Source organism: Paraniabella ginsengisoli, assembly GCF_022513635.1.
Taxonomy (GTDB): Bacteria; Bacteroidota; Bacteroidia; order Chitinophagales; family Chitinophagaceae; genus Niabella; species Niabella ginsengisoli.
In genome coordinates, this window is the sequence record NZ_JAKWBL010000001.1 from 1,314,799 (window position 1) to 1,329,540 (window position 14,742).

Annotated in this window: 21 protein-coding genes; 7 read left to right on the top strand and 14 right to left on the bottom strand. The window is 38.3% G+C overall.

Going from position 1 to position 14,742, the window contains the following annotated elements:
* Positions 1-329: 329 nt before the first annotated feature.
* From MKP09_RS07390 to nusB, 5 genes are all read right to left on the bottom strand, one after another.
* Positions 330-1,016, bottom strand: a complete 687-nt coding sequence (locus tag MKP09_RS07390; protein WP_240827110.1) for a glycosyltransferase family 2 protein — start codon at positions 1,014-1,016, stop codon at positions 330-332.
* Between the two features lie 185 nt (positions 1,017-1,201).
* The gene (gene coaE / locus MKP09_RS07395) at positions 1,202-1,636 is read right to left on the bottom strand and encodes a dephospho-CoA kinase (RefSeq protein ID WP_240827111.1); all 435 of its coding nucleotides are present in this window, start codon (positions 1,634-1,636) and stop codon (positions 1,202-1,204) included.
* Positions 1,637-1,686: 50 nt separating this feature from the next.
* Positions 1,687-2,010, bottom strand: coding sequence for a preprotein translocase subunit YajC (gene yajC, locus MKP09_RS07400; protein WP_240827112.1), 324 nt, complete (start codon positions 2,008-2,010; stop codon positions 1,687-1,689).
* Positions 2,011-2,035: 25 nt separating this feature from the next.
* A complete protein-coding gene (locus tag MKP09_RS07405; RefSeq protein ID WP_240827113.1) occupies positions 2,036-2,497 on the bottom strand; it encodes a DUF1573 domain-containing protein in 462 nt (153 codons plus the stop codon).
* Between the two features lie 176 nt (positions 2,498-2,673).
* Entirely contained in the window at positions 2,674-3,600 is a 927-nt protein-coding gene (nusB, locus tag MKP09_RS07410) for a transcription antitermination factor NusB (RefSeq protein ID WP_240827114.1), read from the bottom strand.
* Positions 3,601-3,989: 389 nt separating this feature from the next.
* On the opposite strand from nusB, the gene MKP09_RS07415 reads away from it, so the two are divergent.
* The gene (locus MKP09_RS07415; RefSeq protein WP_240827115.1) at positions 3,990-4,271 is read left to right on the top strand and encodes a co-chaperone GroES; all 282 of its coding nucleotides are present in this window, start codon (positions 3,990-3,992) and stop codon (positions 4,269-4,271) included.
* Between the two features lie 31 nt (positions 4,272-4,302).
* On the top strand, positions 4,303-5,943 hold the full coding sequence (gene groL / locus MKP09_RS07420) for a chaperonin GroEL (protein ID WP_240827116.1): 1,641 nt from the start codon (positions 4,303-4,305) through the stop codon (positions 5,941-5,943).
* A 213-nt stretch (positions 5,944-6,156) separates the two neighbouring features.
* Here the strand turns inward: groL and MKP09_RS07425 are convergent, their stop codons facing one another.
* From MKP09_RS07425 to MKP09_RS07440, 4 genes are all read right to left on the bottom strand, one after another.
* Positions 6,157-6,396: a hypothetical protein gene (locus tag MKP09_RS07425; protein WP_240827117.1), complete on the bottom strand. Its 240-nt coding sequence runs from the start codon at positions 6,394-6,396 to the stop codon at positions 6,157-6,159.
* Positions 6,397-6,431: 35 nt separating this feature from the next.
* Positions 6,432-6,701 carry a hypothetical protein gene (locus MKP09_RS07430; protein ID WP_240827118.1) on the bottom strand — a complete coding sequence of 90 codons (270 nt, stop codon included), beginning with the start codon at positions 6,699-6,701 and terminating at the stop codon, positions 6,432-6,434.
* Positions 6,702-6,964: 263 nt separating this feature from the next.
* Positions 6,965-7,336, bottom strand: coding sequence for a hypothetical protein (locus MKP09_RS07435; RefSeq protein WP_240827119.1), 372 nt, complete (start codon positions 7,334-7,336; stop codon positions 6,965-6,967).
* On the bottom strand, positions 7,333-8,385 hold the full coding sequence (locus MKP09_RS07440) for a Gfo/Idh/MocA family protein (protein WP_240827120.1): 1,053 nt from the start codon (positions 8,383-8,385) through the stop codon (positions 7,333-7,335). Before MKP09_RS07440 ends, MKP09_RS07435 begins: the two co-directional genes overlap by 4 nt.
* A 414-nt stretch (positions 8,386-8,799) precedes the next feature.
* Here MKP09_RS07440 and MKP09_RS28615 point away from each other — a divergent pair, with 414 nt between their 5' ends.
* The 5 genes from MKP09_RS28615 (at position 8,800) to MKP09_RS07465 (ending at position 12,082) form a co-directional block, all read left to right on the top strand.
* The gene (locus MKP09_RS28615; RefSeq protein ID WP_262915150.1) at positions 8,800-9,141 is read left to right on the top strand and encodes an ATP-binding cassette domain-containing protein; all 342 of its coding nucleotides are present in this window, start codon (positions 8,800-8,802) and stop codon (positions 9,139-9,141) included.
* The gene (locus tag MKP09_RS28620; protein ID WP_317235189.1) at positions 9,081-9,743 is read left to right on the top strand and encodes an ATP-binding cassette domain-containing protein; all 663 of its coding nucleotides are present in this window, start codon (positions 9,081-9,083) and stop codon (positions 9,741-9,743) included. Before MKP09_RS28615 ends, MKP09_RS28620 begins: the two co-directional genes overlap by 61 nt.
* The gene (locus MKP09_RS28625) at positions 9,731-10,072 is read left to right on the top strand and encodes a hypothetical protein (protein ID WP_240827121.1); all 342 of its coding nucleotides are present in this window, start codon (positions 9,731-9,733) and stop codon (positions 10,070-10,072) included. The genes MKP09_RS28620 and MKP09_RS28625 overlap by 13 nt, the downstream gene beginning before the upstream one ends.
* 5 nt (positions 10,073-10,077) lie before the next feature.
* Entirely contained in the window at positions 10,078-10,422 is a 345-nt protein-coding gene (locus MKP09_RS28630; protein WP_240827122.1) for an ATP-binding cassette domain-containing protein, read from the top strand.
* A gap of 262 nt (positions 10,423-10,684) precedes the next feature.
* Positions 10,685-12,082 carry a Gfo/Idh/MocA family protein gene (locus tag MKP09_RS07465; protein ID WP_240827123.1) on the top strand — a complete coding sequence of 466 codons (1,398 nt, stop codon included), beginning with the start codon at positions 10,685-10,687 and terminating at the stop codon, positions 12,080-12,082.
* Positions 12,083-12,229: 147 nt separating this feature from the next.
* Here MKP09_RS07465 and MKP09_RS07470 read toward each other — a convergent pair whose 3' ends face one another.
* From MKP09_RS07470 to MKP09_RS25640, 5 genes are all read right to left on the bottom strand, one after another.
* Positions 12,230-12,493 (bottom strand): hypothetical protein, encoded by a 264-nt coding sequence (locus tag MKP09_RS07470; RefSeq protein WP_240827124.1) that lies wholly within the window; start codon positions 12,491-12,493, stop codon positions 12,230-12,232.
* Entirely contained in the window at positions 12,469-13,059 is a 591-nt protein-coding gene (locus MKP09_RS07475; protein ID WP_240827125.1) for an NHL repeat-containing protein, read from the bottom strand. The genes MKP09_RS07470 and MKP09_RS07475 overlap by 25 nt, the downstream gene beginning before the upstream one ends.
* 117 nt (positions 13,060-13,176) lie before the next feature.
* Entirely contained in the window at positions 13,177-13,821 is a 645-nt protein-coding gene (hisIE, locus tag MKP09_RS07480) for a bifunctional phosphoribosyl-AMP cyclohydrolase/phosphoribosyl-ATP diphosphatase HisIE (protein WP_394801008.1), read from the bottom strand.
* 28 nt (positions 13,822-13,849) lie between these two features.
* Positions 13,850-14,605, bottom strand: coding sequence for an imidazole glycerol phosphate synthase subunit HisF (gene hisF / locus MKP09_RS07485; protein ID WP_240827126.1), 756 nt, complete (start codon positions 14,603-14,605; stop codon positions 13,850-13,852).
* Positions 14,605-14,712 carry a hypothetical protein gene (locus MKP09_RS25640; protein WP_262915151.1) on the bottom strand — a complete coding sequence of 36 codons (108 nt, stop codon included), beginning with the start codon at positions 14,710-14,712 and terminating at the stop codon, positions 14,605-14,607. Before MKP09_RS25640 ends, hisF begins: the two co-directional genes overlap by 1 nt.
* Positions 14,713-14,742: the final 30 nt, after the last annotated feature.

Below are 14,742 nucleotides of genomic sequence, written 5' to 3' on the forward strand. Positions count from 1 at the left end.
TTTCTTTCCTGCAATCCTTTTTAATTTTATGATGAGATATAAAAAATACCATAGCCTGCGAAGGCATAAAAAACAATGAAAAGGCTGATCCAGAATAATGCTATCATAATATTTTATAGCCCAGCGAACTGCTGTTGGATGAGTGAGTAAAATTCCACCAAAGGCCCTTGATTGTTTGCGCTGCCAAATCTGTTCTGCCGTTCTTTAAATGCGTAAACAATTGCTTAGGTGTAGCAACTAATGTGTAGTAAACAGAAAACAAAGCTGTTTTCCCGACCCCTGTATTTTTTCTTATGTATAGCATCCGGTTGCGGGTCATGAAAAAGATTTTATCGGGCTTGCTTTCCCAACGCTGATCGACTCTTTGTGATAGATGACTGCTTTACCGGTAAACCATATTTTTTTCCAATTCGTTTGAATTTCTCGCACCAGTCAAGCTCTTCATAGTACAAAAAATAATTTTCATCCATTAGCCCCGCCTTGTCAAGATCGGTTCTTCTGCACATTACAGCTGCGCCATGGCAAAAACCCGTTTCTCTGCTGTCATTGCTATATTGTCCTTTATCTTCTTCCCGTGCGCCAATACCGGTGTTACGGGCTGTTATGTAGTTCATCTCAGTAAATCCAGCGTACTGAATGGTCTTTTTACTTTCGTAATATTTGATTAACGGAGAAAGTAACCCAATGTGACGGTTATGCTCCATTTCATTTACCATTGCCGATAAAAAACCGGGCGTTATCTCCGTGTCGTTATTAAGAAGCAAAATATAATACCCTTTTGCATTTCTAATGCCAAGATTGTTACCGCCAGCATAGCCCAGGTTTTTTGAAGAATGAATATAAATGAGATCCGGATATGCTGTAATGAAATCTTTCATCCGGTTTTCATTGGGAGCATTGTCTACCAGGATTAATTCAACTTCATTAACATCAGTAAAACGCTTAACCGATTTTAAAAAATCGATTGTTACAGCAGGCTGGTTGTAATTAACGGTTATTATTGAAGTTAGAGGCATTGGTGTTACGAAGATAGAATCTTTTAAGAATCAATGGCCGGCCAATTTTAGCAATTTTTGGTGTAATTCAAAAACCTGTTCCAACACTGATACTTTTCCGTTGTTGTCAATTATGAAGTTACACCTGTCCATTTTTTGCTTTTCATCCATTTGTTTTTTCATACGGGCTTTTATTTCTTCTTCTGTTAGCCCCCGCGTTTCATAACTCTTTCTATGCGTAAGTTTTCTTCTGCCCAAACTCCAATCACGTAGTCAAGATGTTTTTCGCTGCCGCTTTCGAAAATTATGGCAGCCTCTTTAATGGCATATGAAACGTTTTGCTGGGCAAACCAATCAATTGAATCCTGTATAGTTGCAGGATGTATAATGGCGTTGATCTCCTTTAGCTTTTGCTCGTTGTTAAAAACAAGCGAAGCCAAAAAACTGCGGTCAAGCTGATCGTTCTTATAAGTTTCTTTTCCAAAATGCGCTATTAGCTGCTGCCTGATAGTTTCATTCTCATTCATCAGCTTTTTGGCAGCATTATCAGCATCGTATACAGGAATGCCTAATGTAGAAAAAATATTGGCAATGGTTGTTTTACCACTGCCAATACCTCCTGTGAGGCCTATTCTTAACATTTTGGAAGTTTAAAGTTCAAGCTGTAAACTGTCGTCTTTTAAACCGTCAACTATTTTGCAGGTGCTGCTGGTTTATTAATCTGCGCAGTCCAATCCATACTTATTGCAGATTTTTCTATTTTGATATAATTGCCCGGACTAACCTCGATGCTTAATGTGCCATCTTCATTAACCTGCTGAATTTTTCCGTGAATACCGGCGATGGTAACAATTTTATCACCCTTCTGTAAATCTTCAATAAATTTCTTTTGGTTTTTAGCTTTCTTAGCTTGAGGGCGGATAAAGAACAGCCAGAACACTAAGATCATTCCTACTAAAAAGATCAATTGGAATGAGTTCCCGCCGCCTGATGCTTGTAAAATGTAATTCGTCATTATGTATTTTTATTTTGCTTAAAAACTATTTAGTCACGTTTACTTTAAAACTTAATGTGTGTTGTGTAAAAGGTTTTGTGTTTCCGGTAACAATCACTGTTTTTGTATGCGAACCTTCACTTTGCCCTTCACTATTGAATTTAGCAACGATTTTTTCTTCCTTACCTGGAAGAATAGGTTGCTCTGGTTTTTCTGCAACAGTACATCCGCAACCTGGCTGTACACTTGAAATGATCAAAGGTTTATCACCCGTATTTTTTACAACAAATGGAATTTCCACCACTTGCCCCTTTTTCACATCTCCCAGATCTTTAAAAGTTGAATCGGCCCAGGCAATTGTTGTAAAGTTGGAAGAATCTTTTAATGCAACCTGTTTTAAAGAATCGGTTAAAGGGCCATCCGGTATTTTGTTTTCGCTGTTACTATCACTGCTATTACACGCCGCCAGGCTTGCAGCTACGGAAATAATAAGTACTAAACGCTTCATCTGTTTATTTTTTATTGTTTTATTGGTCAGATGGAATCACATAGAAAATAATTATTACTTTGGTAGAAAATTAGCTTAATTACTTTTTATGTTCATTTCATATAATTGACTAATTTTTAAATGATGGCACGAAAGTATAAGAATATTTAAAGCGAAAGAAAAATATTCATTAGAAATCAGGCTTTTCGAAAATCCTTTTTCTTAAGTTTTCCGTCCTGAACCAGTTCTTTATGTATATTATCTAAAATTCCGTTAACAAAATGGCCGCTTTGCGCTGTGCTATAATCTTTGGCCAGATCAATATATTCGTTAATAGTAACTTTTGGCGGAATAGTGTCGAAATACAAAAATTCACAAACTCCCATTTTCATCAACACCATATCCAGCAATGCAATACGTTCAGAATCCCAGTTTTTTAATTTAGGCTTTATAAGCGAAAGCAAATAATCTTCTTTATCTACAACTGTTTTCAAAAGATTTATAGCGAACAGTTCTTTGTCTGTGCTAATAATTTGGTGAAAATTAAGCGATTGCGGCTTTCTTATAAAAGCAGCTGTGCTTTGTGCAATCATATCTCCATCATCATTCCAGTTGCTAAATACCTCTTCAATGTGAGAAATAAAAATTTCGTTATCGAGCATCAGATCATTGAAAATATATTCAAATATTTTTCTGTCTTCCTGTAGGTTTTGCTGGTGTATGTTTATATAATGTGCATACTGCTGAGAAGCCGTAAGTTGTATATATATCTTTTTTACCAATTCTTCATCTGTAACCTGTTCTGGCTTTTCGTTCTTAAATGCAATTTTGACATCGTTCAAATCCAGTATCTGCCATAACAGATTACTACCAGCTAATTTAGTATTAACGTTCAGGTCTTTTTCGGTAGGAACGTATTTGTGTGATTTTTTATACGCGTCTTTTTCTGCGTAGCGTGCTACTTCGGTCAAAAAGAATATTATGTACGTAACGAGTGACCGGGTTTGGTTAAAATGTTGTTTGAGGGTTTTTTGAGGATCAAGAGGTTTGTCAGTGTCCAGACTGGTGTTATATGCATAAAGGGTTTGCATCACTTTCACCCTTATGTTTCTTCTACTAATCATTGAATCAAGAACTATTTTTGAAGCGGCGAAGATAGGGTTTTTATTAGTTGCGTATTGTGAAAAGTTGAAAAGTTGACAAGGTGATAAGGATGTTGGTAGATCTGACTATAAGCCCGAAGGCTTTAATAAGAAGAGCTGCTAAATCCAATTGGCGGCTAACTCAGATAGTTGAAAAGTTGACAGGTTGATTTGCTGCGTTGAACGATCGTTGATGAACATCCTTGTCAACCTGTCAACTTTTCAACCAGTTAACTGGTCAATATCTCACTAAACTGAAAAAATTTCATGTTTATCGGTTATGGCATGTTATTTACGGTACATTTGCCGACCGTAAAATAACGATTACAGAATTCTGTAAAAAATCAAAAATTTATAAAACGATAGAAATTATGGCTAAAAAATCCACAGTTACCCCTTTACATGACAGGGTAATCGTAAAACCAGCTGCCGCCGAAGAAAAAACTGCAGGCGGTATTATTATTCCTGATACAGCTAAAGAAAAACCACAACGCGGTACTGTAATTGCAGCGGGCCCTGGTAAAAAAGATGAGCCTGTAACTGTTAAAACTGGCGATACTGTTTTGTATGGTAAGTATTCTGGTACTGAAATTCAAATTGACGGACAGGATCTTTTGATCATGCGCGAGAGCGATATATTGGCGATAGTCTAAAATCTAAATACTAAAATCTAAAGTCTAAATAATGGCAAAACAACTATACTTCGATATAGAAGCAAGGAATAAAATGAAAAAAGGCGTTGATGTTTTAGCAAACGCTGTAAAAGTAACCCTGGGTCCAAAAGGCCGTAACGTGGTTATCGAGAAAAAATTTGGTGCACCTTCCTTAACAAAAGATGGTGTTACCGTAGCAAAAGAAATCGAACTTGAAGACCCTATTGAAAACATGGGTGCTCAAATGGTAAAAGAAGTAGCTTCTAAAACTGCTGATATTGCAGGTGATGGTACTACAACTGCAACTGTTTTGGCTCAGTCTATCATCAGCGAAGGTTTGAAAATGGTAGCTGCAGGTTCTAATCCAATGGATTTGAAACGCGGTATTGATAAAGCCGTTTCTTTGGTTGTTGAAAACTTAAAAAGCCAAAGCCAAACTGTAGGTAACGATGGTAAAAAAATAAAGCAGGTTGCTTCTATTTCCGCTAACAATGATGAGCAAATTGGTGAATTAATTGCTCAGGCATTCGCTAAAGTTGGTAAAGAAGGCGTGATCACTGTTGAAGAAGCTAAAGGAACTGACACAACTGTTGATGTTGTAGAAGGTATGCAATTCGACCGTGGATATATCTCTCCATATTTCGTTACAAACAGCGAAAAAATGGAAGCTGAATTACAGAATCCTTACATCCTGATCTATGATAAAAAGATCAGTGCAATGAAGGATATCCTTTCTATTTTAGAAAAAGTAGCACAAAGCGGTCGTCCGTTAGTGATCATCGCTGAAGATCTTGAAGGTGAAGCATTGGCAACTTTGGTTGTAAACAAATTGCGTGGTACACTTAAAGTGGCTGCTGTTAAAGCACCTGGTTTTGGTGACAGAAGAAAAGAAATGTTACAGGATATCGCTATCTTAACTGGTGGTACTGTAATCAGCGAAGACATGGGCCACAAATTAGAAGGCGCTGATATTTCTGCTTTAGGACAGGCTTCGTCTATCACTATTGATAAAGACAACACAATTGTTGTTGGTGGCAAGGGAAAGAAAAACGATATCGTTGGTCGTGTAAATCAAATCAAAGCTCAGATCGAAACAACAACATCTGATTACGATAAAGAAAAATTACAAGAGCGTTTAGCTAAATTAAGCGGTGGTGTAGCTGTACTTTATGTAGGTGCTGCAACAGAGGTTGAAATGAAAGAGAAAAAAGACCGCGTAGATGATGCTTTACATGCAACACGCGCTGCAGTTGAAGAAGGTATCGTTCCGGGTGGTGGCGTTGCTTACATCCGCGCGGTAAGTGCTTTGGGTGTTAAAGTAAAAGGTCAGATCGAAGATGAGCAAACAGGTATGGTAATCGTTAAGCGTGCATTGGAAGAGCCATTACGTCAGATTGTTGCCAACTGCGGATTGGAAGGATCTATCATCATTCAGGGCATTCGTGAAGGAGAGAAAGATTACGGTTTCAACGCTCGTACCGAAGTATTCGAAAACCTGTTCAAAGCAGGGGTTATCGATCCTACAAAGGTTGCTCGTGTAGCTCTTGAGCATGCTGCTTCAATTGCTGGTATGTTATTAACTACCGAGTGTGTAATTGCTGACAAACCAGAGCCTAAATCTGCAGCTCCTGCAATGCCAGGTGGCCACGATATGGGTGGAATGGGCTATTAATTTAGTTGACAGATTACAGATGATAGTTGACAGAAATGTCCGACGTTCATCGATAAATAAAAATCCCGCTTCGAAAGAGGCGGGATTTTCTTTGATAATACCAGCTGAAGAATATATGGCATCTGTGTTGCGTCGCAATCACTTTATCTGAAGAATATATGGCATCCTATTTATCCGTTATAAATAAGGCAATAATAATAACATCAGGTGCAGTTACTTTAAATCATTCCTGGGCAAATTAAATTGTCCTTCCGTAATTGTAACGGTTTTGCCCTGATCATCAACATAAGACATATTGCCTTTAAAATAGCCGGCAAACTTTCCTGTTGTATCTACAACCTTAAATTCGGTCAAAGCAAATTTCCCTTTACCATTATCCCATCCGCTTTGAGGAGTTTCAATAACTATCCTGCCGTCCATTTTATATTCAAAGTATCTAAAATTATATTCCATTTTTGGTTTTATGGGCAGGCTATCCGAGCCATACTTTACAATAGATATGTCATAGTTAAAAAGCATATATTCTCCAGCGTTGTCGTTTCCAGCACCAAAGCCACATTTTGATTTATACTGTTATTCCAATTCCATTCGGCTTCAGTCCGCAAGTACGCTCCTAAGTCATCATTCAACTTGTGCCATTTATCGTCAATTTTTACTTTAAAGTACCAACTCGAAGTGTCAAATGCGTCTTTTTTATTTCCACAGGATAATGCAATCGCAAATAGGAAAACCGAAATAATAAGGATGAGTCTTTTCATATTTTAGTTTTGGGATACTGAATAAAATTAATTCTTTTTAGCAATAAATCTTCAGCAAAAAAAACGAGCGCATTTAAAATTGTCGCAAAAATATTCCTGCTATTAAGACCTCACCCCCAGCCCCTCTCCAGAGGAGAGGGGAGGCAGACTCCGAAAATTTATACTTTGTTGTACTGCTGCAAGTGCGACAATTTTAAATGCACCGAAAAAGAATCCCGCCTCTTTCGAAGCGGGATTCTTTTTCGGTCATCCGTAATCTCTTCTTACATTTTATAATATTGCTCCCAACCCTTTCTTGGCGGAGGGCCAACTAATAACTCATTTGCTTTTTTATTATTTGTGATGATCTTTCTTTCCCTGTCAAACTTAATCTTGTCACCAGTCCATTGTGCAATAACGCCCAGGCAAAATACCTGGCTTAATGGGCCTGCAACGGAAAATGGAGAACGCGTTTCTTCCTCACCTTTACAGGCAAGTAAAAAGTTTTTGAAGTGATTGGACGGAGATTTTGGAACTTCAGGTAACCTGGCCGCCATTTCCTTTGCTTTTTCCTCCGGAATGATCGACAATGTACTTCCGTGAGACGCCCCTTTAAAAATCAGATCCTTGCTATAAATTATTTTTCCAGGATTCAACTTAGGTGCTTCAATTTTTCCGGTGCTGGGCGGCGGAATATTGGGATCAATCCTTGCACACCATAACCTTTTGGAATCGGAGGCAGGTTATCAAGTCCGTCATACCACATTATTTCAAGCTTTGGTTTATTGCCGCGCTTCGGAAATTTAAAGGAAAGCGTAGTCGACATGGGATAAAAGAAATTATTGTGGCCGCTTAATTTCAGCGGTTTTACTTCTTTCGGTAAACCAAGATCTAAAAACTGGTGAGCAGTATCTAAAAGATGCGCACCCCAGTCACCTAAAGCCCCCATTCCAAAGTCATACCAGCAGCGCCATTGACCATTTACAAAATCATGGTTGTAATCGTGGCCAAAGGTTTGCATTTGCCATATATTCCAATCAAGTGTAGATGGCACAGGTTCTGCCGGAGGGAATGATTTAATATTAGTATCCCATCCATGCCAGCGACGCGCCGAATTCATGTGAGCTACAACTTTAGTTACATCTTTAATTACTCCTGCTTCTACCCAACTTTTAAATTGAAAATAATTTCCTTCTGAATGGCCCTGGTTACCCATTTGCGTAACCACTTTGCTATGCTTTGCCGCTGCATCCATCATCAGCTGTACCTCATTAAAGGTTCTTCCCATTGGTTTTTCAACATACACATGTTTTCCTAATGACAAAGCTGTCATCGTGATCGGAAAGTGCGAGAAATCGGGTGTGCCAATACTTACTGCATCAATTTCATTTCCCATTTTATCAAACATCTGTCTGAAATCCTGAAAGCGTTTTGCATTAGGGAATTGAGCCATTATTTTTTGCGTATGAGGCGCGCCCATATCAACATCGCACAAAGCCACAATATTAGCTAAACCAGTTTTAGCAAACTCGGCGATAATTTCTCCACCACGATTTCCTATACCTACGCAAGCGAGATTTACCTTCTCTGCTGCGCCAAGAACGCTGTTTCTAGCCATTAAAAGATCGGGCAATGCTAAAACACCCGCAGTAGCGATAGTTGTATTTCTTATAAACTTCCTTCTTGAAGATTTCATTTGATCCATTATAAAATATGTTTTTAAAAATATAATTATACAAATAGACAGCAAAGGCATGATGCTTGCAGACGCGAAAACAATTCGTTTAGCTCTTCACTAACAAGCACTTGAATGCATAATTTGCGAAAGATAAAATAAAATTATCAATGAGTTTAGAAATGATCGATTTAAAGCAAATAAAACACTACGAAAACGTTTGAAATCTGCTTTTCATGCTTCCTCTCTTGTTTGCCGCATCAATGATTGCTACGTTAATATAGGATGCCATTATAATCGGGACGATGAACCGAGCGTGGCAATTTCGATGCTATATAAAATACAGCTGGGCCAATAAAATGTTATATAACCTAAGCTCTAAACCTAAACTTTTTCACCTTGCAACTTTAAACTACCTTTGCAGCCTTAAAAAATCAATTAGCAATGATAAGTGTAAAAGACCTCAAACTCGGCTATGGTAAGCGTGTGTTATTTGAAGATGTAAATGTAAGTTTTACCAAAGGGAATTGTTACGGTGTGATAGGTGCTAACGGAGCGGGCAAATCTACCTTTCTTAAAATATTAAGCGGAGAGATTGAACCTAACAAAGGAACGATCAGCATCACGCCTGGAGAGCGCATGGCTGTTCTTAAACAGAACCAGTTTGAGTTTGACGAAGAAACAGTTTTGAATACGGTATTAATGGGCCACAAAAAATGTGGGACGTGGTGCATAAAAGAGATGCTATTTATGCTAATCCGGATGCAACAGAAGATGATTACATGAAGGCTGGCGAACTGGAAGCGGAGTATGGCGAAATGGGCGGATATGAATCTGAAAGTAATGCTGGCAACTTTTTAAGCGGTTTGGGAATAAAAGATGATATGCACCAGATGTTGATGAAAGATATTCCATCTAACATGAAAGTGCGTGTGTTGCTGGCTCAGGCTTTGTTTGGAAATCCGGATATTCTGCTGCTTGATGAACCTACCAACGGATTGGACATTGAAACAATCGGTTGGTTAGAAAACTTCCTGGCAGATTATGAAAACATCGTTTTGGTTGTGAGCCATGACCGTCACTTCTTGGATGCGGTGTGTACGCATGTTGCAGATGTGGATCGCTCCAAGATCAAAGTATTCACAGGTAACTATTCTTTCTGGTATGAAAGTTCGCAACTGATGGCGCGCCAGATTACTGATAAGAATAAAAAGATGGAAGAAAAGCGTAAAGACCTGTTGGACTTTATCGCGCGATTTAGCGCCAACGCTTCTAAAAGTAAACAGGCGACCAGCCGTAAAAAGCTTTGGAGAAATTGGTTATTGAAGATATTGAGCCGAGTTATCGTAAGTATCCGGGTATTATATTTCAACCTTTGCGTGAAGTAGGTAACCAGATTTTAAACGTTGATAAACTTAAAGCGAGTCTTGATGATCGTACGCTTTTTAAAGATGTTACCTTCAGCGTTAATAAGAATGATAAGATTGCTTTAATTAGCCGTGACCCGCTTGCTGTAACACAGTTTTTTGATATTATTAATGGCGAAGCAAAAGCCGATTCAGGTAGCCTTGAATGGGGTACAACAATTACGAAGGCTTATTTGCCTGTTGAGAATAGTGAATATTTTCAGGAAGATTTAAACCTGATGGATTGGTTGCGCCAGTATGTTCCATCACATGTTACAGATGTTGACGAACCTTTTTACGCGGGTTTTTAGGAAAAATGCTTTTCAGCGGTGAGGATGTGATGAAGAAAACAACCGTGTTGAGCGGAGGCGAGAAAGTGCGTTGTATGCTTAGCAAGATGATGTTGCAAAGCCCGAATTGTATTGTTCTTGACCAACCTACCAACCACCTTGACCTGGAAAGTATACAAAGCTTTAACGAACAGTGTACTGTTTATACTGGTGTTGTATTGCTGACCAGTCATGACCATACATTTATGCAAACTGTAGCCAATCGTGTTATTGAATTAACACCGAAAGGCATCATCGATCGATTAACAACATTTGATGAATACCTTGCAGACGACAGAGTAAAAGCATTAAGAGAGGAGATGTATGCGTAACATTTAGCCACGATTTTAATTTAGCCCACGATTTCAATCGTGGAAAGAAATATTAAAACCCGCGATTTTCACATCGTGGGTTTTATCATTTCGGGAACGTTTGCGTATATTTTTTAGCCTACAATTTAAATGGTGGGCTAAAATTGTGATATATTCAACCAGCATTGTTAACGATTGTGTGCCTTAAAGTATCTGCCTTGGGTAAATCTTTGCCACTGCCAATGCAAGTCGAAAACTATATTATAACAAAAAGCTGTCGAAAATGGAAAATCAATCTCGAAGAACATTTCTGCATTCTATTAGTATGCTTGCTGCCGGTGCTGCATTAACAAGTCCTTTGTATGGCTTTAGTGCTGCCAAAAAACTTAAGATCGTATTAGTTGGAACAGGTGTAAGAGGAACTTCTTTCTGGGGTAAAAGGCTTGTTGAACAATATCCTGATAAACTTGAGTTTGTTGGCTTATGCGATATTAATCCGGGAAGGCTTCAGTATGCAAAAAAGTTTATGGGTGTTAGCTGTCCGGTATATACCGACTTTGACAAAATGTTACAAGAACAAAAACCAGATCTGATCATTGTGACCACAAAAGATGCTGTTCATCATGAATATATTATAAAAGGACTGAGATCAGGGCATGATGTTTTAACTGAAAAACCTTTGACGATTGATGAAGATAAATGCCAGCAAATAATGGACGCAGAACGTGCTTCTAACAAAAAGCTGATTGTAGGTTTTAATTACCGGTGGGGGCCATATATGACGAAAATTAAGGAATTGCTAAATGATGGTGTCATTGGAGAAATTACTTCGGTTGACTTCAATTGGTACCTCAATGTGCATCATGGCGCATCTTATTTTAGAAGGTGGCATGGATTAATGAATGGAGGCGGATCGTTGTGGGTACACAAAGCCACACACCATTTTGATTTATTGAACTGGTGGCTGGATTCTGATCCGAAAGAGGTTTTTGCTTATGGCGCTTTGGAGCATTACGGAAAAAATGGTCCTTTTAGATCCACAAATTGCCGGCCCTGTAATCATAAAAAAGAATGTAAATATTATTGGGATATCACTAAGAGCGATCATGATATGCGCTTATATGCTGACAATGAAAAGTATGACGGTTATTTAAGAGATGCCTGTCTTTATAGGCCTGAAATTGATATTTATGATAAAATGTCTGCGCAAATTAAATATGCAAACAAAGCTATTGTCAATTATTCATTAACTACTTATTCTCCTTTTGAAGGTTGGCGCATTGCATTCAACGGACAGAAAGGAAGGATTGAGGCCTGGACAGATATTCCGTTTTTTAAAAATGAAGATATGGATCAGGCGGATTTACACGCAGCCGAAATGAATCAAAATCTAAAGGAGGCTACACTGGTTGAACCAGTCATTCTATTCAAGAATTGGGAAGATTATAAAACGATCAATGTTACAAGCGAACGTGGCGGGCACGGAGGCGGAGATAAGCGCCTGCATGATAAAATTTTTGTAAACCCTAATGCGGCTGATCCGCTCAAACATTCAGCAGGACTAAGAGATGGCGTAATGTCTGTCCTTATTGGTATTGCTGCAAGGAAAAGCATACAATCAAGCCAGCCGGTGAAAATTGCTGCATTAACAGATTTGAAGCCAACAGCGAATCGGACATAGCCCAATTTATACTTCAATGGCATTAGTTTCATGCAAAAAACGCAACGAATACAAAGTAAACAACGGTAATTATTTCGAAATTAACCTTTGGGTACTTTGTATCCTTTATGATCGTTGCTCGCCCGTAACGAGGAGTAACTTCTGATCTTATTTTAATTTGTATGCTATTACACTAAAGTTATTGAAGGTCGGAACATAAAGCGTTTTAGTTGCAGCATCGTAAGCAAGGTCAGCTGTATTCATTTTTCCTTGTACATCCAGCATTTTTTCAAACTGGCCGTTTGCTTTTACATAGTAAATAATTCCTGGCCAACAGGTAACAATAAAATCACCATTTCCTACAGGTTCAATGCCATCGCCACCCTGCTCGAAACCCGATGCAACGATCACTTTATTTTTGTTCTTATCCAACTTCCATAATTCTTTTCCAGCAAGTACATATAAATCGTTGTTGATTGCTTTAAGACCGTTAGCGCCATCAACATTGTCGAGGTATAGCTTAGGGACATCATTAATAAGAACATGAATTTTTTCTCACGGGTATCAGAAACGTACACTATTCCTTTATCAGTAATTGTAATGTCGTTGAGAAAAACAGCACCAGTTATGGGGATGCTTTTAAGTACTTTCCCCTTCTTAATGTCAATCACTACGACGTCGGTAATATCTGCTACGTATAATTTGTTTTTATAAATGCCCAGCCCCTTTGGCGCGTTAAGACCCGTGATCCAGCTAAGATTTTTTACACTTCTGTCTTTATTCAAAATGCCTATACCGCCCTTGCCATCTTTTTCGTTTCCATTGCCATCGATAAGGGAAACATAAAGTTCATTTTTGTTAGGGACAGAAAGTACAGATTCGGGCACAGGAATGGAATCAGTTGTTTCCCATGTTTTGGTAAGAGTGTGCTGTGCATTACTTACCTCAACAGAATGTATTAGTATAATAAAAAAGAAGGCTGTAAATAATCGTTTCATGGCAGATATTATTTTCGTCTAAAATACGATCTTTAATATAACGGAGTTCGAAGGTTTACTTATGTTACAATGAGAATTATTTGTAGTTTAAATAATCTTATTAAGCTGAAGTTACAATTATTTTTTATGCCGCTCTTCCAAAACCTTTGTTACATCTGCAAGCGAAAAGCCCTTTGCTTGTAACAATACGAGATAATGAAACATCAAATCGGCAGCTTCGCCCAAAAATAATTCTTTATTATCGTCTTTTGCTTCAATCACAATTTCAACTGCTTCTTCGCCAACTTTTTGTGCGATCTTATTAATGCCTTTTGCAAAAAGCGAAGCAGTGTATGATTTTTCCGATGGATTATTTTTTCTATCGACAATCACTTGCTCTAAGTGTTGCAGCGAAAAAATGTCGTTGGCTTTTCCAAAGCAACTAATATCGCCTGTATGGCAGGTGGGGCCTTGCGGTTCGGCTTTTATCAGAATCGTATCCTCATCGCAATCCACCAAAATTTCTTTTACCAAAAGAAAATTATTTGAGGTTTCGCCTTTGGTCCACAAGCGTTGTTTACTTCTGCTGTAAAAAGTTACTTTGCCTTCTTCCTTGGTCTTGGCAAAAGCGGCTTCATTCATAAAACCCAGCATCAGCACTTCAAGGGTATTTATATCCTGAACAATTACAGGCATCAGTCCGTCGGTATATTTCAAAAAATTTGGGGTCATATTTTTTATGTTATCAGCTGTTGTACTACTATCATCTTCCTTGCGTCGCACTCTTCAACTTTTGTGCAAAACTGAGCAATTACAAACGTACAGCAATGTTTTGTTTTTGTAAATATTCTTTTAAATCTTTTATTTCAATTTCTTTAAAATGAAAAATACTTGCCGCCAAAGCCGCATCAGCAGAACCTTTCGTGAAAACTTCATCAAAGTGTTCCATCGCTCCGGCACCGCCCGAAGCTATAACAGGAATATTAACCGACCGACTTATTTCTGCAGTAATATCAACCGCAAAGCCAGCTTTAGTTCCGTCATTTTCCATCGATGTTAAAAGGATTTCACCAGCACCCAAATCGCGACATTGTTTTACCCACTCAGTTGCAATAAGTGGAGTAGGAGTGCGGCCGCCATGCGTTACCACTTTCCACACGCCATCAAACAACTTTATATCAACCGCAACAACCACGCATTGGCTCCCAAAATTTTTTGCCAATTCTGCAATTAATTCAGGTCTTTTTACTGCAGATGTATTGACAGATATTTTATCCGCACCATTTTCTAATAATACAGATACATCTTCAACAGTATTGATGCCACCGCCAACGGTAAACGGAATATTGATATGTGTAGCAATTTTCCTTACCAAATCAGCAAGGGTTTTACGCTTATCAACGGTTGCCGTAATATCTAAAAACACTAATTCATCAGCTCCTTCTTTACTGTAACGTATTGCTAATTCAACAGGGTCGCCGGCATCACGCAACTCAACGAAGTTGGTGCCTTTAACAGTGCGCCCATCTTTTATATCCAAACAGGGAATGATTCTTTTTGCTAACACTATACAAACTGTTTTAAATCTTCTAAAGAAATTCGATTTTCGTAAATCGCTTTACCAACTATTGCACCGCTACAACCAACGGTTTTTAATGTTTCTAAATCTTTCATCGAACTTACGCCGCCGCTGGCAATAAGGTT